The sequence below is a fragment of the Paenibacillus marchantiophytorum genome (genome assembly GCF_014640555.1).
Taxonomy (GTDB): domain Bacteria; phylum Bacillota; class Bacilli; order Paenibacillales; family NBRC-103111; genus Paenibacillus_E; species Paenibacillus_E marchantiophytorum.
Window position 1 is genome coordinate 26,641 of the sequence record NZ_BMHE01000029.1, and the last position, 24,118, is coordinate 50,758.

At 47.7% G+C, this 24,118-nt stretch carries 18 protein-coding genes and 1 riboswitch; of the genes, 11 read left to right on the forward strand and 7 right to left on the reverse strand.

The genetic code is table 11. From position 1 onward, the window contains the following. Window positions 1-328 precede the first annotated feature (328 nt). The 3 genes from IEY34_RS23120 to IEY34_RS23130 are packed head-to-tail and all read right to left on the reverse strand — an operon-like array spanning window position 329 to window position 2,911. Window positions 329-1,177: a MetQ/NlpA family ABC transporter substrate-binding protein gene (locus tag IEY34_RS23120; RefSeq protein ID WP_189015543.1), complete on the reverse strand. Its 849-nt coding sequence runs from the start codon at window positions 1,175-1,177 to the stop codon at window positions 329-331. Between the two features lie 46 nt (window positions 1,178-1,223). Next, window positions 1,224-1,886, reverse strand: a complete 663-nt coding sequence (locus IEY34_RS23125; RefSeq protein ID WP_189015545.1) for a methionine ABC transporter permease — start codon at window positions 1,884-1,886, stop codon at window positions 1,224-1,226. Further along, on the reverse strand, window positions 1,883-2,911 hold the full coding sequence (locus tag IEY34_RS23130) for a methionine ABC transporter ATP-binding protein (protein WP_229757809.1): 1,029 nt from the start codon (window positions 2,909-2,911) through the stop codon (window positions 1,883-1,885). Before IEY34_RS23130 ends, IEY34_RS23125 begins: the two co-directional genes overlap by 4 nt. A 209-nt stretch (window positions 2,912-3,120) precedes the next feature. On the opposite strand from IEY34_RS23130, the gene IEY34_RS23135 reads away from it, so the two are divergent. After that, a complete protein-coding gene (locus tag IEY34_RS23135) occupies window positions 3,121-4,773 on the forward strand; it encodes a hypothetical protein (RefSeq protein WP_189015555.1) in 1,653 nt (550 codons plus the stop codon). A 24-nt stretch (window positions 4,774-4,797) separates the two neighbouring features. Next, window positions 4,798-5,757, forward strand: a complete 960-nt coding sequence (locus tag IEY34_RS23140; protein WP_189015557.1) for an alpha/beta fold hydrolase — start codon at window positions 4,798-4,800, stop codon at window positions 5,755-5,757. A gap of 45 nt (window positions 5,758-5,802) precedes the next feature. Here IEY34_RS23140 and IEY34_RS23145 read toward each other — a convergent pair whose 3' ends face one another. Continuing rightward, a complete protein-coding gene (locus IEY34_RS23145) occupies window positions 5,803-6,687 on the reverse strand; it encodes an AraC family transcriptional regulator (RefSeq protein ID WP_189015559.1) in 885 nt (294 codons plus the stop codon). A gap of 121 nt (window positions 6,688-6,808) precedes the next feature. Between IEY34_RS23145 and IEY34_RS23150 the strand changes: the two genes are divergently transcribed. After that, complete coding sequence (locus IEY34_RS23150; protein WP_189015561.1) at window positions 6,809-9,784, forward strand: family 78 glycoside hydrolase catalytic domain; 2,976 nt, start codon at window positions 6,809-6,811, stop codon at window positions 9,782-9,784. 65 nt (window positions 9,785-9,849) lie between these two features. Here the strand turns inward: IEY34_RS23150 and IEY34_RS23155 are convergent, their stop codons facing one another. Both IEY34_RS23155 and IEY34_RS23160 read right to left on the reverse strand, forming a co-directional pair. Further along, window positions 9,850-10,569 (reverse strand): response regulator, encoded by a 720-nt coding sequence (locus IEY34_RS23155; protein ID WP_189015654.1) that lies wholly within the window; start codon window positions 10,567-10,569, stop codon window positions 9,850-9,852. After that, the gene (locus IEY34_RS23160) at window positions 10,547-12,211 is read right to left on the reverse strand and encodes an ATP-binding protein (protein WP_189015563.1); all 1,665 of its coding nucleotides are present in this window, start codon (window positions 12,209-12,211) and stop codon (window positions 10,547-10,549) included. The genes IEY34_RS23155 and IEY34_RS23160 overlap by 23 nt, the downstream gene beginning before the upstream one ends. Window positions 12,212-12,435: 224 nt before the next feature. Here IEY34_RS23160 and IEY34_RS23165 point away from each other — a divergent pair, with 224 nt between their 5' ends. The 5 genes from IEY34_RS23165 (at window position 12,436) to IEY34_RS23185 (ending at window position 17,311) form a co-directional block, all read left to right on the forward strand. Then, window positions 12,436-13,449: a Bug family tripartite tricarboxylate transporter substrate binding protein gene (locus IEY34_RS23165; protein ID WP_189015565.1), complete on the forward strand. Its 1,014-nt coding sequence runs from the start codon at window positions 12,436-12,438 to the stop codon at window positions 13,447-13,449. Window positions 13,450-13,521: 72 nt separating this feature from the next. Next, window positions 13,522-13,980 carry a tripartite tricarboxylate transporter TctB family protein gene (locus IEY34_RS23170; RefSeq protein ID WP_189015567.1) on the forward strand — a complete coding sequence of 153 codons (459 nt, stop codon included), beginning with the start codon at window positions 13,522-13,524 and terminating at the stop codon, window positions 13,978-13,980. A 51-nt stretch (window positions 13,981-14,031) separates the two neighbouring features. Then, the gene (locus tag IEY34_RS23175) at window positions 14,032-15,558 is read left to right on the forward strand and encodes a tripartite tricarboxylate transporter permease (RefSeq protein WP_189015569.1); all 1,527 of its coding nucleotides are present in this window, start codon (window positions 14,032-14,034) and stop codon (window positions 15,556-15,558) included. A gap of 74 nt (window positions 15,559-15,632) precedes the next feature. Continuing rightward, window positions 15,633-17,066, forward strand: a complete 1,434-nt coding sequence (locus IEY34_RS23180; RefSeq protein WP_189015571.1) for an NAD-dependent malic enzyme — start codon at window positions 15,633-15,635, stop codon at window positions 17,064-17,066. Continuing rightward, entirely contained in the window at window positions 17,063-17,311 is a 249-nt protein-coding gene (locus IEY34_RS23185; protein ID WP_189015573.1) for an HPr family phosphocarrier protein, read from the forward strand. Before IEY34_RS23180 ends, IEY34_RS23185 begins: the two co-directional genes overlap by 4 nt. 793 nt (window positions 17,312-18,104) lie before the next feature. On the opposite strand, the gene IEY34_RS23190 is transcribed toward IEY34_RS23185, so the two are convergent. Continuing rightward, window positions 18,105-18,311 (reverse strand): YrzA family protein, encoded by a 207-nt coding sequence (locus IEY34_RS23190; protein WP_189015575.1) that lies wholly within the window; start codon window positions 18,309-18,311, stop codon window positions 18,105-18,107. Between the two features lie 173 nt (window positions 18,312-18,484). Here IEY34_RS23190 and IEY34_RS23195 point away from each other — a divergent pair, with 173 nt between their 5' ends. The 3 genes from IEY34_RS23195 to IEY34_RS23205 all read left to right on the forward strand — a co-directional run bounded on the left by IEY34_RS23195 (window position 18,485) and on the right by IEY34_RS23205 (window position 24,113). Beyond that, on the forward strand, window positions 18,485-20,236 hold the full coding sequence (locus IEY34_RS23195) for an ABC transporter ATP-binding protein (protein ID WP_189015577.1): 1,752 nt from the start codon (window positions 18,485-18,487) through the stop codon (window positions 20,234-20,236). Further along, window positions 20,223-22,019 (forward strand): ABC transporter ATP-binding protein, encoded by a 1,797-nt coding sequence (locus IEY34_RS23200; RefSeq protein ID WP_229757805.1) that lies wholly within the window; start codon window positions 20,223-20,225, stop codon window positions 22,017-22,019. Before IEY34_RS23195 ends, IEY34_RS23200 begins: the two co-directional genes overlap by 14 nt. 249 nt (window positions 22,020-22,268) lie before the next feature. Then, window positions 22,269-22,354, forward strand: a riboswitch (cyclic di-GMP riboswitch). A 91-nt stretch (window positions 22,355-22,445) separates the two neighbouring features. After that, complete coding sequence (locus IEY34_RS23205) at window positions 22,446-24,113, forward strand: pyridoxal phosphate-dependent decarboxylase family protein (protein WP_229757806.1); 1,668 nt, start codon at window positions 22,446-22,448, stop codon at window positions 24,111-24,113. Window positions 24,114-24,118 lie beyond the last annotated feature (5 nt).

Below are 24,118 nucleotides of genomic sequence, written 5' to 3' on the forward strand. Positions count from 1 at the left end.
TGGACGGTGCGGGATCTCGCGGACAGAAGGGAACTACAGTACGCTAAAGTAGCAAAAAGTGTGAATACAGCGAGTTTGAGGGAACTATAGTGCGCTATTTGGCTGTTTGCTGAGAAATTCAGCGCTTTTCGTGGAAATAAGGCCCTGTAGTTCCGCTATAGCCCTAGTATCCCCGCTGTTTGCCTAAATAGCGTCCTGTAGTTCCCTTGATGGGATTTATTGATAATTTGTCCATAAATTAAGATTTTATAAGCTTTCCTCAGCACTCCCCGGCATTTCCTGTCTTCTCGGTTTCCCAGCCTCGATTGCTTATTGTGCCAGAGCTGCTTTAGAAAGCAGGAACAATCGCGCCTTTGTACTTCTCTTCAATGAATTTCTTCGTGTCGGCGGAGTTTAATGCTTTCGCCAGTTTTTGCATCGCTTCGGCGTCCTTGTTGTCTGGACGGGAGACGAGAATGTTGACGTAAGGCGAGTTTTTATCTTCAATAAACAACGCATCCTTCGTCGGCAATAAATTGGCTTGCAGCGCATAGTTCGTATTGATTAAGGCGAGATCAAATTCGCCGATGGTGCGCGGCAGCATGGCAGGATCAAGTTCCTTGATTTGCAGTTTCTTCGCATTTTCCACGACATCTTGAACGGTTCCTTTGATGCCGACGCCGTCTTTCAACTTAATGAGACCATTCTTTTCCATCAAAGCAAGCGCGCGGCCTGCATTGGAAGGGTCATTGGGGATGGCGACAGCTGCTCCTTCTTTCAAATCAGCGACAGCTTTTACTTTTTGGGAATACGCGCCGAATGGCTCGATGTGGACGCCGATGACTTTCACGAGGTTTTGTTTTTTATCCGTGTTGAATTGGTCTAGATAAGGCTGATGCTGAAAGAAGTTCGCATCCAGCTGTTTCTCGAACACTTGTACATTCGGCTGCACATAGTCGTTGAATTCGATCACTTCCAAATTAACGCCTTGTGTCTTTAATTTGGCTTTCACACTGTTCAGTATCTCAGCATGCGGGACGGAGGACGCTCCAACCTTGAGCGTTACTTCTTTGCCAGCCGCAGGTGCTGTTGAAGCAGCAGGGGCAGAACTTGCTGGCGTTTCGGTTGCTTTTTGCCCGCAAGCAGCTAAGGCAAGGACCAGAAATAAGGAAACGATGGATATAGAAATTTTCTTCACGATGTATAACCTCCATGGTGGGATTGATTGGATAGACAATGTCCAGTTATTTGCGGGAAAACTTGGTGACCAGGCGATCCCCCAGCACTTGCAGCAACTGGACGAAGAGCACAAGGATCACGACGGTCACGATCATGATATCGGTTCGAAACCGCATGTAGCCGTAGCGGAGCGCGAGATCGCCAAGTCCACCGCCTCCGACGACGCCTGACATGGCGGAGTAGGAGAGCAGGGCAACAGCCGTGACAGTAACGGCTGAGATCAGGCCTGGGCGCGCTTCAGGGAGCAGGACGCGCCAAACGATTTGCCAAGGCGTAGCGCCCATCGACTGAGCGGCTTCAATGACGCCGCTCTCGATCTCGCGCAGCGCAGACTCGACCAGCCGCGCGAGGAACGGCGCGGCCGCAATGACGAGCGGCGGGATAGCGCCCTTCACGCCAATGGTTGTATGCACGAGCACCTTCGTGATCGGGAAGACCGAGATCATGAGGATCACGAAGGGAACGGATCGCAGGATGTTGACGACAAGCGAGAGCACACTGTACAGCGGCAAGTTTTGCAACAGCTGACCTCTGGAGCTAAGAAACAAAATGATGCCAAGCGCCATGCCAATGAGGAAAGTAAATATCAGGGACCATCCCAGCATGATAAGCGTGTCGCCTGTGGCTTTGATGATCTCCGACCAGTTGATCTCCCAAGTCATATTCATTGTGCAATCACCTCCACATCAATATCTTCCTGCCGCAGTTTGGCGATGACCAACTCGGTGTCGCCGGGCTGTCCACCGGTTAGGCGAACGACCAATTGACCGTAGGGGACGCCTTTCATCGCGGAAATGGTGCCTTGCAAAATAGCAAAGGAAACCGTCGTAGACTTGACGATTTCGAACAGGATCGGTTCGTACGTTTGTTGCCCGACATACGTAATGCGAATCAATGTGCCGGCAGCAGAATTACTTGGAACATCCAGATGGGCACTGCTTGTCTGCGCTGTGAAGTCAGAAACCTGCCCCACAAAGTCCTTCGTCACAGCGTGTTGGGGCTTGAGGAAGACATCCAGCACATTGCCGGTCTCGACGATCAAGCCGTTCTCCATCACGGCAACGCGATCACAGATGGCCCGAATGACCTGCATCTCATGGGTAATCAGCAGGATAGTAATTCCCAACTTGTGATTAATATCGAGCAGTAAGGCGAGAATGGCGTTCGTAGTTTGCGGGTCCAGAGCTGAAGTAGCTTCATCACATAGCAAAATGTCGGGATGATTGGCCAAAGCTCTGGCTATGCCAACACGCTGCTTCTGACCGCCGGACAACTGATTCGGATATTTGCTCGCGTGTTCCAGCAATCCGACCAGTTCAAGCAGCTCCTGAATGCGAGCTTGAATCTTGGCTTGTCCCATACCGGATAGCTTTAGGGGGAATGCCACGTTTTCAGCCACTGTTGCGGAAGATAGCAGATTAAAATGCTGAAATATCATGCCGATTTTCCGACGCTTCGCTTGCAGCTGCTTGGCATCCAGGCGCATCATTTCTTCACCATCGATGCGGATGGTTCCCGAGGTAGGCCGTTCCAACAAGTTAACACAGCGCAGCAAGGTGCTCTTGCCAGCACCGGAATGTCCGATGATACCGAATATTTCGCCCCGCTTAATATGTAAATGGATGCGATCGATCGCCGGCAATCGTCCAGGCATATCCGCATACACTTTTTGCAAATTGTCGATATGAATCAGGGTGAATACCTCCTATGCCATGCCACTGGGTTGATTGTATATTTTAACCAACGGTAAATTATTTTATAAAAATTATCCAGTGAAAGCAACCACCAGAATATGGGAATGGGGTTTTCATTGTGCATTGACGCCTTATTTAATTGGATATAAACTGAGGTTAAACGTTTCAATTTCAAGGTTATGCCTATTATTCAAGGGGGAAGACACCTATGACCAATGTCAAGCATCGACAACACGAAATTATCAAGATAATTGCCAATAAGGCCTACAACCAGCCACTTCTAGATAGCGGATTATTATTTCAACAAGATGTACGCGATAATTTCTATTATGCATCCTATTTATTTGCTGCCGCTGAGGATCAAGCCATGCCGTTTGCCGGTGAGCGGGAAGCAGCGAAAAGCAAAGCCGAGAACGTCTTATTTCACTTGCTTGAGCTGCAGGATCAAAGCCCAGAGAGCGAGACTTACGGGCATTGGCCATTGAATTTGTGGCCAACCCCGCAAGAGGCAGCGAAGAATACTTTGCCAGTAGAATTAATGGGCAGTTTGATGGTTTATTTTTATAAGCGCTATGCGCATGTGATGAATTCCGAACTGCGCAGTTCTTTTGACTCTGCGTTGAAGCATATTTATCAAAGTAATTTCTATCGTAAACCCTTAACTTCTTATGGTCATCATGAGGCGAAGTACACGGCAGCCAAGCTTATTTTCGGGCAGCTTTATGAGGATAAGGCTTTGGTTGAGGATGGTTATCAATCTTTATGTTTGACACTCGACCGGATTAAGAAGACAGGCATGGTTGAGTATGGCGCGCTGCCGTGGTTTTGGCACTGGGTGCAAGCTTTTACGTGCGCTTGGGAGCTAACGGAAGATGCAGCCATCCAAACAACTTTGACGCAGATGCTGGATTACTTATGGGACGTTCGCGCTACCTATTATTTGGGCGGTGCTTGGGTAGGTTCACACTCGCGGATTTGGCCGCATGATATGCCACGAGACACGAATGTGCTGCACGATTATGTGCAGTTCGGCGACTTCCGCTTATCGGATGTGATGCCTCGTACGGAATATGCCGGTTTTCTGGCATATGAAGCATCAGCGGTCGTGAGAGACAAAGCGTTAAACCGCGCTGCAGCAACGGAAATCAAGCGCCAGGTGCCGAGGCAAATAGGACAAGCGAGCAATGAAGCGGACGTTCTGCATACGTATGCGTATTTGACGGAGAACTTCGCTGTAGGCGGGATTTGGGAACGTATTGCTGAATTCGACAATGAACAGCACCGCTGGGATATCAGCTTGCCGCTGGATGCTGCTGAGGGTGTCAATCACTTGTACTTTTTTCACCCTGGCGACAAATTTAAGGAAGGAGATCTGCGTCACCAAAGCGAATATACAGAGGTGCTTTTTCATCGCAACGCAGTCATAGCTTCCTACCTTATTCCGGATGACCAACCTCAGCAAATTTGGGGATGTTTGCCTGTCGGTGAGTGGGTAGAGATGTCTAGCGGCCTGTTCGGTTTATGCGGCAATGTGTTGATTGCGATCTTTATTCAGCAGCCTTATCTAAGAGAGCTGCAATCCGATCGTTCTGTCGTTACCAGCACCAACAATCAGAATGCCGTTGTCGTCGAAGTGATTGATTTACTTGCGGCGCAAGCTCAAGGAATTGGAAGTCTTCAGCAATTTGCAAGCAGCATGAACTCTAGACAACCCGCTTTTCTGACATCTAATGATGGGTTTAGCCTTACATATAAGACTTTGAGCGAAGAAGCTTTGGTTTTAACCTGTGGCACGGATAGGAAAATCACTAGACTTGTGAATGGTCAGCCGGTTGATTTTGCAGCCTATACGGTCACATGACAAAAATAGAAAAGAGGAAGTACAATGCCATTAGTTGACTTACCATTAGAGAAGCTAGTCACGTATGAAGGGCGGAATCCACGTCCGGAAGATTTCGATGCGTATTGGGAACGCGCAATTGCTGAAATGAAAGCGCTAGATCCTCAGATCGAGCTTCGCCCAAGCGAGTTTCAAGTGCCGTACGCAGAATGTTTTGATCTCTATTTCACTGGTGTAAAAGGTGCGCGTATTTATGCGAAATATGTGCGTCCTAAGCAGTCAACATCCCCACATCCGGCAGTTGTCCAATTCCACGGCTACTCAGGCAGCTCAGGTGATTGGTCTGATAAAATTCAATATGCAGCGCTGGGTTATTCCTTCTTTTCCATGGATTGCCGTGGTCAAGGCGGGTTATCCGAAGATGCAGGCGGCGTCAAAGGGACGACGCTGCGCGGACATATTGTCCGTGGGTTAGACGATCATCCGGATCAACTGTTGTTCCGTGATATTTTCCTGGATACGGCTCAACTAGCTGGTATTGCCATGAATATGCCGGAAGTGGATGCTGAGCGTGTCGGTGTCATTGGGGGATCGCAAGGCGGAGCTCTGACGATTGCCTGTGCCGCGCTTGAGCCGCGCGTTAAGCGTTTGGCGCCGATGTACCCATTCCTAAGCGACTACAAGCGCGTCTGGGAAATGGATTTAGCGAAGGATGCCTACCAAGAACTGAAGGATTTCTTCCGTCGTCATGACCCGCAGCATAAGCGGGAAGATGAAATTTTCACAAAGCTCGGTTATATTGATATCCAATACTTGGCTGACCGCATTCAAGGGGAAGTCATGATGGCTGTTGGTTTAATCGATACGGTTTGTCCACCTTCTACCCAATTTGCGGCTTACAACAAAATTAAAGCCAAAAAAAGCTATGAATTGTATCCGGATTACGGCCACGAAGGTCTGCCTGGATTCAGCGATAAAACAATCCAATTCATGTTGGGCCTATAAGCACCTGAAAAAGCCTCTCTCATCTAAGGATGTGAGGGGCTTTTTTCAGGTGCGATGCTGCTGGCGATAAGTGCGAGGCGTGACGCCGGTCATTTTTTTGAAAAGCTGATTGAAAAATTTCATATCCTGATACCCTACCGTTGCTGCAATATCACTGATTTTGTGATCTGTTAATCGCAGTTGGCGGCAGCAAGCCTCGATTCTTGCCTGCTGCACATACGCTGTGAAGGACATTCCCGTGTGTTTCTTCAGCTGCCTATGCAGTTGACGTTCACTGATGGACAGACGGGCAGCAGCTGCGGTAAGCGAAATAGGATGACTGCAATGGCTGCGAATATACGCAAGCAAGCGGTCCAGATCTTGCAGTTTCGCTTCCGTCATATCCAGTGGATGAGCGAGCTGGGAACGGTGCATGAACACGAGCAGCTGAGCGACACAGGCTTGGAAAATGGTCATAAAGCCGCTGAGATGAGCATTATACTCGAAATGCAGCCGTTCGAATAAAGGTTGGAATTCACTGTTGCTCTCTTTAAAAGACAGCCAGGAAGATTGCTCGATGGCCTGTGTGAAAAGGACATTGAAATCATCTTTGGTCCCCTTCGATTGCTTGCTTAGAAGCTGTTCCATCCATTCCTGTGTGAACAGACAATTGTATACGATCAGAGGGTTTTTGTTAGCCGTTGAGGATGGCCGGAACACGTGAGAGACGCCAACAGGGATGAAAAAGAGATCCCCTTTGGATACGGACAGGGAGGTGTTCTCGATATAATGGGCGCCACTCCCCTCTGCTACATAGCTGATTTCAATGAAATCGTGCGTGTGCTGGAGCATTGCGAAGGACTCATGAACACGATTGACATAGAATGGTAAATCCGGGAGGAAGAACTGATCGCCAGCCGTTTCCAGAATGCTGCGTTTAATGGTCATCATTTTCCTCCTTGATGGCAGATTAGACCCTAATGAATGTCGGAATAAGCCCTAAAAATGAGTACGCTATCATCATAAAATAAGGTCGTAGAAGACACAATCATTTTTTTATGGAGGCTGTAAAATGGGAGATTCAGCGATCAACTGGCAGGCGCAATGGATTTGGGGAGAGGGAGAAGAAAGCCCGCGCAATGAATGGCGCTGCTTTCGCAAAACGTTTCAAGTGCCCGCAGAAGGCTGGCGTGGTGGCAGGCTGTTATTAACAGCAGATTCCAGATATGTTCTGTACGTGAATGGGACCCGTGTTGGACGCGGTCCGGTTCGCTCGTGGCCATTTGAACTGGCATACGACACGTATGAGATTGAACATCTGCTTCGCAAAGGTCAGCAAAATACGATTAGCGTACTGGTCATGCATTTTGGTCTGTCCAACTTTTATTATTTGCGGGGAAGAGGCGGATTGTTAGTCCAAGTGGAAAGCGAGCTGGCAGGTCAATCGAAGATTAGCCTGGTTTCCGATGCAAGCTGGCAAACCTCTCTGTATGAGGGATACGATACCCGCTCAGGACGGATGTCCTGCCAGCAAGGATTTGCTGAGCGAATAGATGCTAGAGTATGGCGGGAGGAATGGGTTCAGAACACGTTCGATGATCACAGTTGGAAAGCTGCATCTGCACTTGGCGTTGTCGGTATGGAGCCGTGGAGCCAGCTAGTTCCCCGTGATATTCCATACCTGACAGAGGAACGAATATGGCCAATTCGTATCGAAGCTTTGCATAAAGTGAAGCCAGTTGCTTGGACAGCATCAATTGATGTTCGGAATCAGATGGTTCCTGACAGTGTCAATCATGCTAATCCAGTAGGTTACGTGGGCTATATGGCAACGGTCGTGCGAACGGCTAAGGCTGCGAAAGGAATACTCGGTTTGGTTCAGCCTAGCTGTGTCCAAGCTTGCAGTGTGAACGGGATTTGGCTGGAAGAAAGTGCGTACACAGGTACTTTGCCTGAACGATATGCCCAGATTCAATTGAAAGCGGGAGACAACTTCCTCTTGTTTGAAACAACGGGTGTAGATCATGGTAGAACCTTACAGTTTGGCTTTGATTGCGAGGCAACGTTTGAGTTGATTTCTCCATCGTCAGACGCTGGTACCGCAGATTCCGTTTTCATTTCTATTGGCCCATTTGCTTCCTGCGTGTCGATAGATCATCAAGATAACCTGGAGCCTTTGCAAAATTATCAAGGTTTTAATCCCTTTTCATCCGTTGGTGAGGTGAAGGAGAAGTTAGACGCCGATGCTTTTGCGGATTTTGCCGTCTATGAGGAAGTTAGATCTTTGGCGAGCTCTTCAGAGCTAAGTCTTTATCAGGACTGGATTCGGCCGTATCCGCTTGAATTGGTAAGCCGAGATTCTGTTTTTGCTTTAGGCGTCTGGAAAAAAGAAGCAGAAACCCAGCCAATTCCTTACAGTCTGCAGCAAGCTGTCATCCCGAATGGAAGCCCAGCGACGATCCCTTGGTACGAAGGGGCAGACACGGAATTTATCATTGATTTTGGCAAGGAATGGTCTGGTTTCCTTGAGTTTGAAGTCGATGCTTCAGAGGGGACGGTACTTGATTTCTACGGTTTTGAATACATGCGGGACGGCTGGCGGCAGGACACCTTTGATTTGGATAATACACTGCGCTATACATGCGCTGAGGGGCGTCAATCGTATACGTCTCAAGTGCGAAGAGGATTCCGTTACTTAATGGTGACTGCCAGGAATGCGGCAACTGCTGTGAAGCTTCACGGTGTGCAGATCTGGCAAAGCAACTACCCCGTTGCGGAAATTGGGCGGTTTCAAAGTTCAGATGCGCTGTTGAATGATATTTGGCAGATTAGCAGGCACACGACCCGACTCTGCATGGAAGACACGTTCGTAGATTGTCCAGCCTACGAGCAGGTTTTCTGGGTAGGGGATAGCCGAAATGAAGCGCTTGTCAATTATTACGTCTTTGGCGCAACCGATATTGTAGAGCGTTGTTTGCGGCTGGTTCCTGGGTCACGCACACAATCGCCGTTGTATGTGGACCAGGTTCCGAGTGGGTGGAGCAGCGTTATCCCCAATTGGACGTTTTTCTGGGCGCTTGCGAGCTGCGAGTTCTATGAGCATACCGGAGATGAAGCGTTTGCTCGTGACATGTGGCCGCATATTCGATATACATTGGAGCATTATGAACACAAGTTGGATGAACGCGGCTTATTATTTATCAAAGGCTGGAATCTACTCGATTGGGCGCCCATTGATCAACCGAACAATGGCGTTGTCACCCATCAGAATATGATATTGGTCAAAACGCTGCGCAGTGCCGCTGGCTTGGCAAGGGCCGTCGGAGATAACGAAGAAGCGGCAGCGTACGAGGCTAAAGCCATGCGGCTATGTGCAGCCATTAACGAGCATCTATGGCATCAGGAGCGCGGCGCATATCTGGACTGCATCCATGCGGATGGCCGGCCATCGACTGTGTTCAGCATGCAGACGCAGGTGATTGCTTACTTATGCGGGATCCCAGAGGGGGAACGTGCTGAGCAGCTTAGGAGCTATTTGTTTGCGCCGCCAGCAGATTTTGTGCAAATCGGGAGTCCATTTATGTCGTTCTTCTACTATGAGGCCTTGGCCAAATTAGGCGGTGTCGGTACGGACCGGATGATTACGGATATGCGTCAACATTTTGGGCAAATGATCGACTACGATGCGACGACCTGTTGGGAAATGTATCCGAATTTCAAGGAGAATCGCGCGAATCCCGATATGCTCACGCGCAGCCATTGCCATGCGTGGTCCGCGGCGCCGGGCTACTTCCTCGGCGCGCAGGTTCTTGGCGTTACGTCCGCCGACAAGGGCTGGCGGAAGGTGGTCGTAGCTCCACAGCCCGCTGACTTGCAGTGGGCGAGGGGGACGGTGCCGCTGCCGCGGGAAGGACGAATCGATGTCGCCTGGCGACTCGAGGAGGACGGACGCGTGATGCGGCTGCAGGTCTGGGCACCGCGCAGCGTAGAGCTCGAGATCCGCATCCCGGACGGTTTGGACGGGATTGTGGAGCGGCATGAGGTTTAGCAAGGTGAGACGAAACGGCGCAGCATCGATCGTAGGGGCGCTATTTCGCGTTAAGGCGCCCGTCATCATTTGTTCTTCCGGTAAACGCGTTCAGGTCTGCCGACAACACCGTAGGATAAGTCGGCGTACAAGTCGCCTGAGCTGACTAGATGCTCCAGATAACGGCGGCCGGTCGAACGGCTGACGCCAATTTCTTTGGCGATTTGGTCGGCGGTTAGGCCGCTGTCTGCGACCGCTATCGCCTGAACAATTTTCACAAGTGTTAGCTTGTCGATTCCTTTGGGGAGAAAGAAGGTGTCGGGGCTCGACTCCTTTTTGGATGAACCTAACAAGAGGCGATCCACGTCGCTTTGATTAATCATGCCGCTTTCGTTCATCCTGCGTAATTCGCGATGGAAATTCAGGTAGCGAAGCAGCGTTTCTTGCAGCCGGTTAAAGACGAGGGGCTTCATAATGTAGTCGAAAGCTCCGCCGCGGATGGCCTCGCGAATGGCATCCATTTCTTTGGCGGCTGTAATCATAATGACGTCGGTTTCACGGTAATGCTGGCGGATAAAGGAAAGCATATCTAAGCCGTTCGCGCCAGGTAAATACACATCAAGCAGGACGAGATGAGGGGTTAGCACCTCCAACTGCTCTTTGGCTTGTTCGGAATCGGTGGCGATACCGACGACATGGAATCCAGCTACTTTTTCAACAAAACGCCGATTAATTTCGGCAATTTTCACATCATCTTCCACAATCAATACATCAACAGTCGGATTAAGAGGTTCTCTCCGATCCATCTGTTCCATCTGTTCCATCCGATCCCTCTGTACCATAAGTCCGACTCCTTTCTGCAAGATCTGTTAGCTTGGGAATAGCAACGGTGAAAATGGTGCCGCCATCGGGATTTTTATGAAAAGTAATGTACCCGTTCAATTTGCCGACAGCGTGTTGGACCAGTGCGAGTCCGATCCCCCGATGTTCGCCCGCTTTGGTGGAAAATCCTTTCACAAAAACATTCATACCCGTCTCCTCCGAAATTCCGATGCCCCGATCTTCACATTCAATGATAAGATCATCTCCCAGATCGGTAAGAAATAATTTGACATAACGATCGTCGTGATTGCCTTTGGCAAGTACAGCTTCCATGGCGTTATCGATCAAGTTGCCAATGACAGTTACAAGTAAATTGCGCTCCATGGAAGCCGGAATGTCGCGGAACGAGCTTTCGTGATCAATTTCGAACGTCAGCTTCAATTCCTGTGCATGATTAAATTTCCCGATAAGCAGCCCGCCTATCATAGGATCAGGGATTTCCCGCATAATGAATTGCACCCAATTCTGGTGGACGTCAGCTTCACGTGAGATCAGTTCGACTGCTTCCTGATACGATTCCAGTTGGATAAGGCCGGAAATAACATAAAGTTTATTCGAGAATTCATGCGTTTGTGCGCGAAGGGCTTCAGCAAATCGTTTGACCTGGGACAATTCCTCGGCAAGCCGATACAGTTCCGATTTGCTGCGGAAGCTGGAGACAGCACCGGTCACACTGGATTTTCGTTCAATAATCGGCACTCGATTAACAATGACTTCATGGTCGCCAATTAGCATTTCATGGTCAAACTCAGCTTGGCCCGTACGAACGACTTCGACTAGACGTGTATTCGGAATGACATCCTCGATATGTCTGCCTGTAATTTTGGCCGTGACTGGCAGTTCCAGCAGTTGCAGCGCGTAGCGATTAGCCATCGTAATCACACCTTCTTGATTGACGGCAATAATGCCTTCACGAATAGACTCCAGAATGGCCTTTTTCTCCGTATATAAAGCGCCAATTTCCTTTGGCTCCAAACCATGAATGGAACGCCGAACATTGCGGGCAATGAGCACAGAACCTAATAGACCAACGACCAAAACAAGCAAGGAGATCAGCTCGATGCGTGTTTGATAGTTATCTGTAACAAGCTCAATGTCCTCTGTAAGAAAGCCGACAGACACGATGCCGATGACTTGACCCTGGTCGCCAAACACGGGCGCTTTACCACGGAGAGAGGGGCCAAGAGAGCCGGTAGCTTTGGAAATAATGGAATTTCCCGCGAGTACAGGAGCATTGTCACCACCGACCATTTCTTTGCCAATCCGATCCAAAACAGGGTGAGAATAACGAATGCCTTCGCGGTTTCCGACAACGATATACTCGGCATCAATTTTCTCCCTTACGGCTTCAGCGATTGGTTGAATAATGGACGATGGATCTTTGAGTGAGAAGGCATCTTGGATATCGGGCATGCTGGCTACCGTTTCAGCAACCTTGAGAGCGCGTGTCCCAATCTGCTCCTCAAGCGCAGTCTTCATCAAGTAATAGAAAATACCGCCAAGACTGAAGACGAGGAAGACAAGCAGGGAACAAATAATGATGATCAGCTTGGTTTGCAGCCTCATGACCGGAAGTAGCCTCCTGTTTTTTGCTAGTATTGTATCATAAAGCGTTATCATTTTGAGTGAAAATGGGTCAGTGCTTCCGTGAACAATATGAACAAAATGCGCAAAACGAAGTTATTACAACTAATTTTGTTAAACTTCTCTAATTTCTATTCAGGTGATATTCTGAAAGCGCTTCATAGAAAGCGCATACAAATATACCAAACTTATTGGAGGGGTTTCATTTGATAAAAAATGTCATCACAGCATCTTTAAAAGTAACATCGATCAGCATATTGGCCGTCTCATTGGCAGCATGCGGTAATGGTGCAAACCAAACAGCATCCTCATATCCAGTGAAGGCGCTTAGTATCATCGCACCATCCGGTGCAGGTGGAGGTTGGGATATGACAGCTCGAACGATCGCCAAAGTATTGACGGAAACCAAAGCGATGGATAAGCCTATATCCGTTGAAAATAAACCGGGCGGAGGCGGTGCTGTCTTCATGGCAGAATATGCCACCAAAGATGTGAAAGACAATTATAAGTTATTTGTCAGCTCTCCGCCGATTCTCATTAATCATTTGAAAAAAGAAGGCAACACGCCTTACGGCTATGCCGATACCACACCTATTGCCCAGTTGACCAAAGATTATGGCGCGATTGCTGTAGCGGCGAATTCGAAATACAAAGATTTGAAATCATTGCTCGATGATTTGAAAGCCGATCCTACGAAATTGACAGTTGCTGGTGGTTCTGCGCCAGGGTCGATGGATCATTTGGTTTCTATCCTTCCAGCCTTTAAATACGGCATCGATCCCAAAAAAGTGAAATATGTGTCCTATGATGGCGGCGGGGAAGCTGTCACTGCGCTGCTGGGCGGAAATGCCGATGTGCTTGGTACCGATGCCTCTTCCTTGGATCAATACGTCAAAGCTGGGAAAATCCGTGTGCTGGCTGTTGCCGCTCCACAGCGTCTTGGCAGCATGAAGGATGTGCCAACGATGAAAGAGCAGGGTGTTGATGCAGAGTTTCTCATCTGGCGCGGCTTCTTCGGGCCTAAAAATATGGATGCCGGAGCGAAAAAATTCTGGGATGACGCGATCAAGAAAATGGTGGATTCCGATGCTTGGAAAAAGGAAATGACTGCGAATAATTGGCAAACGGACTATAAAAAATCCGAAGATTTCAAAGCTTTCCTCGCTCAACAGGAAACGCAATTGAAAGATATGCTGACGGCGTTAGGGATGCAGAAATAACAGAGATTCTAGGTAAAGGGAGAAGCCGAGTAAGGCTTTTCTCCCTCCTTAGAGCGGGAGGTTGATGAAGAGATGACGACAAGATTTGACCGGTATGCAGGCATCGTATTTTTGGCTATCGGCACGGCATTTATGATCGGAAGCCGCAGCATTTCTACAAGCGCATACGGCAGCAATGTTGGCGCTAATATTTTCCCTATGATACTGGGAGCATTCCTGGCTTTAATGAGTATCCGACTCATTTACGAAACATTTCGCAAGCAGAAAACCGAGAGTTATAAGGAGAATTTGGATTATCAAAGATTCGGCATCATTTTCACTGCCGCTGTTCTCTATGCGTTATTTCTCGAGAATATCGGCTTCGTTATTTCCACATTTCTGTTCTTAATGATTGGCTTTCAAACGATGCAAAGAGGTCGGGTTTGGGTTTCACTCGTGATTTCGGCGGCTTTTTCCTGCGGTGTTTACTATTTGTACGTGCATGTACTGGATGGATCGCTTCCAGGATTTCCAGCTTGGTTAAGCTTCTAAGATGATGTTGATGCAGTGAGTTTGCGAAGGCAAACGATAGGGGGGATAGAAATGAGCACGATGGATTATGTGCTTCATGGCTTGGGTACTGCGATGCAGTGGCACAATGTACTGTTTGTTTTTCTAGGCGTATTAATTGGTACTGTGGTAGGTGTACTGCCTGGGATTGGGCCTATGAGCGGTGTTGCTCTCCTCATCCCGATTACAGCGACAATGACTGCAGGATTGGGTCCGGAAGAAGCCGCGACAAGCTCCATTATTCTGCTGGCTGGCGTCTATTATGGAGCGATGTATGGGGGTTCAACGACCTCAATTCTGCTGAATACACCGGGTGAATCCTCATCCGTCGTCACAACGTTAGATGGGTATCAGATGGCTAAGCAAGGTAGAGCAGGAGCAGCGCTTGCGATTTCGGCGATCGGTTCCTTTGCAGCTGGGATTATTTCTTTAATTGGTCTGATCTTCCTGGCGCGTCCGCTCTCCGCTGTTGCCATTAAATTCGGCCCGGCTGAATATTTCTCCCTTATGGTTCTTGGATTGCTGGCAATTAGCGGACTAGCAGGAAAATCGATGGTCAAGGCTTTGATGATGACAGCTTTTGGACTGCTGCTCGCTACGATCGGAATTGATAACGTCTCCGGCGTGGAACGCTTCACCTTTAACATTCCAGAGCTGTATCAAGGCTTGGAATTTCTGACAGTTGCTGTGGGTACATTCGCGGTTGGGGAAGTGTTCAAGACCATTTTGCAGCGTGAAGGCAACGATGGCGAGTTGGCCAAAATCAATCGAATCCTGCCCACCAAGCAGGACCTGAAAGACAGCGCAGCGCCCATCGCGCGCGGCTCCGTATTAGGCTTTTTCATTGGGCTTCTGCCTGGCGCCGGTGCTATTCTTGCTTCGTTTTTTGCCTATATTGTGGAGAAGAAGATCAGTAAAAACCCTGAGAAATTCGGGAAAGGCGCTATTGAGGGAGTAGCTTCTCCCGAGGCTGCGAACAATGCGGCATCTGGCGGAGCGATGATTCCACTGCTAACACTGGGCATCCCGTCCTCCGGTACAACCGCTATACTCATGGGCGCTTTCATTATGTACAATGTCCAACCGGGTCCCTTGCTTTTCCAAGATCACCCGCAGCTAGCTTGGGGTGTTATTGCCAGCATGTTCGTGGGCAACTTGATGCTGCTGATTCTGAACATGCCGCTCGTTAAAGTATTTGCGAAGGTGATCGAAACGCCAACCAAATACCTGATTCCTTTGATTATCGTCTTTTCCGTCTTCGGTGTGTATGCCGTTCAGTATTCAACGTTTGATCTGCTATTAATTATGGGCTGCGGACTTGTGGGATACTTTTTATCCAAAAATGATTACCCATTAGCGCCGCTGGTGCTTGGTCTTATTCTTGGACCGATGCTCGAAAATAATATGCGCAGAGCATTAACCATTTCCAATGGCGATTTCATGATTTTCTTGCAAAAACCAGTCTCCCTCGTCTTTTTGATCATTGGGTTCCTATGGTTGACAATTCCCTTGATTCTCAAACGAAGAGGTAAAAATGTGCTTGTCAACGAGGAAGCGTAAACAATACGACGATTGTTTATTTATCCAAACTATTATTTTTAAGTGGAGAAATCCGCAGGAATGGGGAAGTTGTCATGAAGGATACACTTGGCGGTAAAAGTATTATTCTGCGTTTGGAACTGCAAACGGAGATGATTCATTTTGGTCATTTGATTACGGTGATTACCGAAAATGGCGGCGATGTGATCGCGATTGACGTGATACAAACCGGGCCGAATTGGACTGTGCGGGACATTACCGTATCTGCTTTGGAGCAAGCGCAATTAGAGGCCGTCACCCGCGCGATGAAAGAGCTGCCTGGCATTCGACTTATTCATGTATCCGATCGTACCTTTCTGCTTCATTTGGGCGGCAAGATTGAGATGAAACCCAAAGTTCCGATCCAGAATCGAGATGATCTATCTCGTGTTTATACACCGGATGTAGCAAGGGTTTGTATGGCTATTCATGAAAAGCAGGAAAATGCCTATAAGCTTACGATCAAACGCAACACAGTAGCTGTTGTGTCAGATGGCAGCGCTGTTCTAGGTCTTGGAAATATTGGTCCTTACGCGGCCATGCCGGTAATGGAAGGAAAGGCTATGCTGTTCAAACAGCTGGCGGATGTCGATGCCTTTCCCATTTGCTTGGACACGCAGAGCACAGAGGAGATTATTACCACGATCAAGCATCTGGCTCCAGCTTTCGGCGGAATTAATCTAGAGGATATCTCATCGCCGCGCTGCTTTGAAATTGAAGAGAGACTTCGCCATGAGCTCGATATTCCCGTATTCCATGATGATCAGCATGGCACCGCTGTCGTCCTCTATGCGGGCTTGATCAACGCGTTGAAAGTAGTAGGGAAGACAATTGACGAAGCGAAGGTCGTCGTCTGCGGTATCGGGGCGGCAGGAATCGCCTGTTCCAAAATTCTTCTCGCCGCAGGTGTGAAGGAATTGATTGGCGTCGACCGTGAGGGAGCCTTGGTCAGCACTCAAACATATGCCAACTCCATGTGGAACTGGTATGCGCAGCATACGAACCCGAATCAAGTGACGGGGGCGCTGTCTGACATCATCGCGGATGCGGATGTATTTATCGGTCTATCCGCCGGAGGCGTGCTGAAGCGAAGCGATGTTGCGAAAATGGCGCAGCATCCTGTAGTCTTCGTGATGGCCAATCCGACCCCTGAAATCCTCCCGGATGAAATAGAAGATATTGCCGGCGTAATCGCCACAGGAAGATCGGATTTTCCTAATCAGATCAACAATGTCCTATGCTTTCCGGGCATATTCCGGGCAGCATTGGACTGCCAAGCGATGACGATCAACGAAGAAATGAAGCTCGCGGCCTCAGCGGCAATTGCTTCCGTTGTTGCTCCGCAAGAATTGAATAAACTGTATATTATTCCAAGCGTTTTTAATCAAGAAGTGGTGAGGCTCATTCGAAAAGCAGTCATCGAAGCAGCCATCCGAACCGGAGTCGCTCGCAGAATGCCACGCGAATACAGGGTAGGAGGAACGCTATGAGCGGATTAGGAACTAGAGCGATTGTGGAAATCAATCAGGCAGCCAATCAATTCCAATCCAGCATCGTGATTAAAGTCGGCAAACGCTACATTGATGTCAAAAGCATTCTCGGGCTAAGCATAACGCTGTTCAGCAACGAAACTTATCAGCTAGACATTCATGGGCCAGACGAGGCCGAAGCCAAACAGGCGATGAACCAACTGTTCCACAAACATGGACTTCCGCTTGCGGACCTGATCCCCTAATTCTGCGCTTTGGACCTCCAAAGTAGCAGATAAGCACATCTAGCTTGCTATTTACCCCCAAGTGCGCAAATGTAAAGAACCTAGCCGCAGGCTAGGTTCTTTCTTATTGGCTTCCAGTACCGACTTCTTTGCTTTTGAGGATTTCAGTCTTAAAGAGCATCTAATGAACTCTATGATACTTATAGACGAGAAATTGGCTACTTTGGAGAATTAATGAACGGAGTTGGCGCTACCCGGCACTTTATTGGCCGAATGGTGATCATTTCCTTGAAATAGAGCGTCTGGAGTTCATAAGATTTTCAGAATGAGCGATTTTGATCGAATAAAGGGTATTGAGTTCGTTAGAGGGCTTGGTGGTTTTCTTCAATGTACCTTGACTGGGTGACCTAGCCGCAATTCTATCAAGAAGTACCATGATAGCGAGGGAGGGAACTACAGTGCGCTATTTTAGCAAAAAGCGGCAATATTGCGAGGGGGAGGGAACTACAGGACGTTATTTTGCTATTTCCTGGGAAGTTCAGCGCTTTTCGTGGAAATAAGACCCTGTAGTTCCGCTTCGTCCCACGCATCCCCGCTTATTGCCCAATTAGCGTTCTACAGTTCCCTTAATCGGACTTGCCGCTTGTAACACGCTCAGCTCTCAAGGCGGCGAAGCCGGGTTTTCTCATCTGGAGTGTGCAGCAGCACATCCAGCGCGGGAACCGCGATACGCAAAAGTCCCATTTTGCATGTTTTTCTGCCTAAATAGCGAATCTGCGATCACTGAAAGCCCTATTTTGCATGCCGCTGCCTGCTATTTCACCTTGAAATGCACAACGGCACTGTACAGCATTTTGCCGGCATTCGGATCAAAAACAATATGGTGTTGGATGGCGAACACATCCAGCAGTAAGGCCTTGTTATTATCGACTTGATCGTTGATTTTTCGTTCAAGTGTTTGCATGTCATAGGCTTGAAAAAACTCGATTTTATTTTCGATCCGATCCAATATAAAATCCATGTGGGGAAATCCTCCTTGAGCGATCATGTTAAGATTAGATGACTTCTCTATTATAACGTCAATATCTGATATAGGAAGTGAATCTGAATAGGCGTATACTGTAAGGGGATACAAGGCAAACTTTTCCTTGAAAGGTTGAGTGCCGACTACAAGTAATAGGAAGTGATGTCGTTGTGAAATCTACACGGTTGTTAGTTGATTTTTTCAGAGTGAAATGGCCGTTGTATGTCATTGCCGCATTGTCCATTTCGGTAGGTAACATCGTTTACTCGTATTACCCTAAGCTGCTCGGTCAATTTACAGATCAACTCAAGCAAGGCGGGCTTAACAAAGCTACCATTATTGACTACAGTTTACAGTTATTATTCATTGGTTTGGCATTTGGTATTTTGGCTGGGATTGGTCAGTACATGATCATGCGGAATGGGAGAACGTTTGAGTTTGTTTCGCGAAATCGCCTGTTCGATCACTTTACGAAGCTGGGAGCGACCTTTTATTCGAAGAATGGGGTAGGCAAGCTGCTGAGTTACATCATGAACGATGTGACAGTGATTCGAGAATCGATCTCGATGGGGATCAACCAAGTGGTGAACTCCGCGATATTAATCATCGCCGTCATCATAACGATGTTGTTCAGCTCGATTCCGTTATATTTGATTGCCGTTTGCATCATACCCCTGCTGTTAATTCCGATCCTGACGGTCAAATTTCAACCTGTGATCAAAAAAAGATCCTCACAAGTTCAAGAAGCTCTGGGCAAAATGACCGAGTCAGCGGAAGAACAATTCGGAGGCATCCGGGTTGCCAAAAAGTTTGCAGTAGAACCGATCATGGTTCGCAGATTCAGTGAAACGGTTGACAAGATTCGTGACAGTCAACTGAGTTTGATCCGCCTCTCCTCGTTATTTGAAGCGCTGATCCCATTTCTGGGCGCTATTTCGCTCATCATTGCGATTGCATTTGGTGGCTTTTTGACGATTCATGGCCGGATCACGATTGGTAATTTCGTAGAATTAACGCTATACATACGCATGATGGTTAATCCCTTGCAGCAAATTGGTCGCGTTATCAATGCGATGCAGCGCTCCAAGGCTTCTCTGGAGAGAATGAATGAACTGCTCGATTTGAAATCAGAGGTAGTTGAAAAGGAAATTGCCCAGATATCTGATCTGGATCATGAAGGAATTCGCATTGAACACTTATCCTTCGCGTATCCCGATGATGAGGATGAGGTGCTTCATGATATCTCCCTGACGATTGAACCGGGTAAATCCATTGGCATAATCGGGAAAACGGGCAGCGGCAAATCGACGCTGGTGAAGCTGATGCTGCGCATCTATGATCCGCCTGAGGGCACGGTCTGGATTGGCGAGACGGATATTCGCGATGTGACGCTCGAAAGCCTGCGCAATCAAATCGCCTATGTGCCGCAGGAAGGGTTCCTGTTCAGTACGACGATTCGGGATAATATTGCTTTTTATAAAAGGGAGTCCCCTCTGGAGCAAGTGGAGTATGCGGCCAAGAAAGCCCAGATTCTTGGGAGTATCACATCGTTTCCCGAAAAGTTCGAAACCAAACTTGGCGAACGAGGCGTAACGCTCTCTGGCGGGCAGCGCCAACGAACCAGCCTAGCCAGAGGCATTATCAAGGATTCTCCGCTGATGATTCTGGACGATAGTGTAAGCGCAGTCGATTCGGTAACCGAGAAGCATATAATCGATACGATTCGCAAAGAAAGATTGAACAAAACGACGATCTGGATCGCCCACCGGATCTCTGCCTTAAAGCATACGGATGAAATTATCGTGCTGCATGAAGGTCGAATCGTACAGCGTGGAACACATCAACAATTGATTGAACAAGAAGGCTTATACGCGGAGCTGCATGCGATACAAGAAGGAGGGAACCACGATGAGCGTGCCTAAGACCAGGCTGGATCTGCCTAAGACTCTTTCGCCTTTCCGCTTTTTATCCAGCTATGCGAAGCCGCATCGCTGGACCTTCATCGCCGTCGTATTCTGCGCGCTGCTTGGGATTGCCGCGGATTTGTTTCAGCCCTATTTAGTGAAAATCGCCATAGATGATAATTTGATGATTGGCAAAAATGATTACAATTCGTTGATTTTGATCTGTTTATTTTATGTGGGTCTTTCAGTGAGCAGTTTATTTTTCAGCTATTTGCAAAACAATTTGCTCCAGTTCGCCGGACAAAGCGTTGTGGCCAAAATCCGCAAGGACTTGTTCGCACATATTTTCAAACAATCCATGTCTTACTATGACAAGACGCCAAGCGGCAGCCTGATTACCCATGTGTCGAGTGATACGGAGACGTTAAACCAATTTTTTACACAAGTGCTGCTCAGCTTGGTGCGCGATGGCATGACGCTGATTTTCATCGTAGTTCTGATGTATCACTTAGACCCGACACTGACCTTGTACAGCATGATTGTCATTCCCATTATCGTAATAATTGCAGCCAGCTTCCGTCGGTATATGCGCAAAACGTATCAGCTTTCGAGGACGCAGCTCTCCCAAATGGTCGCATTTGCCGCTGAAAATTTATCAGGCATGCATCTGATTCAAGCGTTCCATCAAGAAAAAGAGCAGATGAACCGGTTTACCGAACGAAATCATAGTTATCTTCGCGCGAACTTGCGGGAGATAAGGACGAACGTCTTGTTCAATCGTTCCTTTGATATTTTGGGCAATGTATCGGTGGCCTTTATTACTTGGATAGGCGGTATGGCTGTATTTGATAAAACGATCGAATTCGGTGTCTTATATGCCTTTATTACGTATATCCGGCAGTTTTTCCAACCGATTAACAACATTACCCAGCAGTGGAATACGCTTCAATCAACAACAGTGTCCTTGAACCGGATTTGGAAAATATTCTCGACACAACCGGATGTGAAGGACAAGGAAAATGCCCAACCCCTTGCTGACAGCGATGTGAAAGGCGGAATTCATTTCAATCATGTTCAATTCGGGTATGTGCAGGAGAGGACGATCATTGAGGATCTGGACCTCCATATTCAGCCCGGAGAGATGATTGGCATCGTCGGAACGACAGGTGCGGGGAAGAGCTCGCTTATTAGTCTTCTATGCCGCTTCTACGATGTGCAGAAGGGCAGTATCCAGATTGATGAGACGGACATTCGCGATCTCCCGCAGGCTGCTTTGCACCGGATGGTTGGACTCGTACAGCAGGAACCTTATTTATATGCAGGAAGCATTCTCGATAATGTCCGGATGTTCGATGAGACGATTTCGCGTGAAGATGTGATTAAGGCTTGTCAGCTCGTTGGTGCGGACAGCCTGATTATACGCTTAAAGGATGGCTACGATTCACGAATTTCTGAACGCGGAAGCGGGCTTTCAGCGGGGGAAAGACAACTGATCTCCTTTGCGCGGATTATCGTCTTTGAGCCGAAAGTGTTAATTCTGGATGAGGCGACAGCGAATTTGGATTCCAAGACGGAGCAATTGATTCAAACGGCGTTGGCGGTTGTGGCGAAAGGGCGAACTACGCTGGTTATTGCCCATCGGATCTCGACGATCCTTCATGCCAATCGCATCCTTGTGATGAGTCAGGGCCAAATTGTTGAAGAAGGCAACCATGCTGAACTGCTTTCCCTTCATGGATACTACGAGCAATTGTACCTGCATTCGCAAGGAAATATGGATGCGGCCCAAACTTTTTCATAGCCGCAAGTTCACACAGAGCTTTGCCCTAAGTCCTCTTGGAGAGGCTAGGGCAAAGCTGTTTTTTTGTCATAAGTCAACTTTTTACCAATGGTTAAATATATACAATAAAAGCAAGTTAGTGCCATATTAATATCTTAACAAACAATATTGGTAAATTGTGTTGTTTTATTTCTTTTACTATACTATACTGATGTATAAAATTGTAAAGTTTTTTGTCGATTAATGTCGAAGATGGAAGTGATCGCCACAACTTTATAATGGCAAACCTATTGAAAAATAGGGACGCAAAGCTAGAGGGACTACATCCAACAAGGATATGTCAGCCAGTTGCACGGGGAGCAATTGGTGGAATAGGACTTAAAGCCTGTTTACACCTTTTTGGTGCGAGCATTTTCTTCAAATGATTCTATCGATAGGAGTGAAATTATGAGAGAAAAGAAAGCAAATGTTCAGCAGTTATTTCCAAGTGAAGATGGTAACCCTCAAACGCGTCAGATGTTTATGAAGCTTATTGAACAGATTGTCACAGGTGCAGATGAGCTGAAAAACCCGGATGGCGTTAATCTCAAAGGAGAGAAGAATCGTTCAGGGCATTTCTACAACAATCTTATCCGTGAAAGCGCCATTCCCCATGGCAGCATTCCAATGGAAGAAGTGAATGTTGAGTTACTAAAGCTGCTTCATGATCATCCTTACCATACCAAATATTTTTTGACGAACATTTTGCCCATGGCCAGCCTTCCCGGCATTTTGGGGATGATTACAGCTTTCATGGTGAATGGCAACAATTTGTGGGATGTATATGGCCCGGCTGGAGCAGAAGCGGAAGTGCGAGTCACCAGCATGATGTCCAAATTAATCGGCTACGATGCGCTGCAAAGCGGCGGATATACAACTTGGGGAGGACAAGGCGCGGTATTTTCTGGACTTCGACTGGCGATTGCCAAATATGCTCCTGATGCCTTGCAAAAAGGAGTTCCCAACAATTTGTATGCGTTTTGTTCCGAAGCTGCGCATTACAGCTTGTTCAAATCGATGGAGGCATCAGGTATCGGAAGCGATCGCTTAATCAGGATTCGTACGCATGCGGACAGCTCCATGGATGTGGATGATTTGGCAATCAAGCTGTCAGAAGTCATTGCTCAAGGCGGAATTCCAATATACATCGTCGCTACAACAGGAACGACAGATGCCATGGGCATTGACGATGTGGCGCACATTTATGAAGTTTCTTCCCAATTAACCAATCAACATGGATTGTCGAGACCTCATATTCACGCAGATTCTGCGCTAGGGGGATTCTTTGCTTTCTTTAATGACTATGATTTCGAGGCTAACCCACTTGCGTTCAGTCAAGAAGTTATGCAAGCATTAATCGCGATTCAGAGTAAAATGAAACATCTACATATGGCGGATTCAATGTGCTTCGATTTCCAGAAGCTAGGCCAAACTCCCTATTTGACAAGCTTATTTCTAGTGAAAGATGCCGCTGATTTACGGCTCATGGATCTGCATCCAGATGAAACGCCGTATGTCGGCCATCGTGGTTACGGACAGTATCACACCGGCTATACGCTGGAATGCTCGCGAATGGCTAGCTCGATTAGCATTTACAGCGCACTGCTCGCATTCGGTATTCAAGGGTATCAACAATTGCTAGCCCAATTCGTTGAAGTGAATCTCGCTTTCCGCGCAGCACTTAAGCGGGAGATCCCTCAAGTGGAGATCGTCAATGATGATAACCCTGGTATCATTACACTGTTTCGTATCTATCCTGACAGCAATCCTGGATTCCAGGCTGAAATCTCAGGCAAGTGCACACTCAAGGAAATAGAACGAAATAACAAATTCAACGAGCGGCTGTTTGAAATGCTTGGGGATCATCGCGATCGTATCTTTTTTGGAGATACCAAGAAGCATTTGTTAGTTCAAACGAAGGATGACAGCTCTATTCCTTTATATGCGACAAAAATCTTCGTGATCTCCCCGTATACCGAGACTAGGCACGTAGAAGAAATTATTGAATATTTAAAAACGACGATTACACAAGTCTACGAAAAATACTCGGAGTCATCCATGTTAAGCAGGAGGTAATTGAA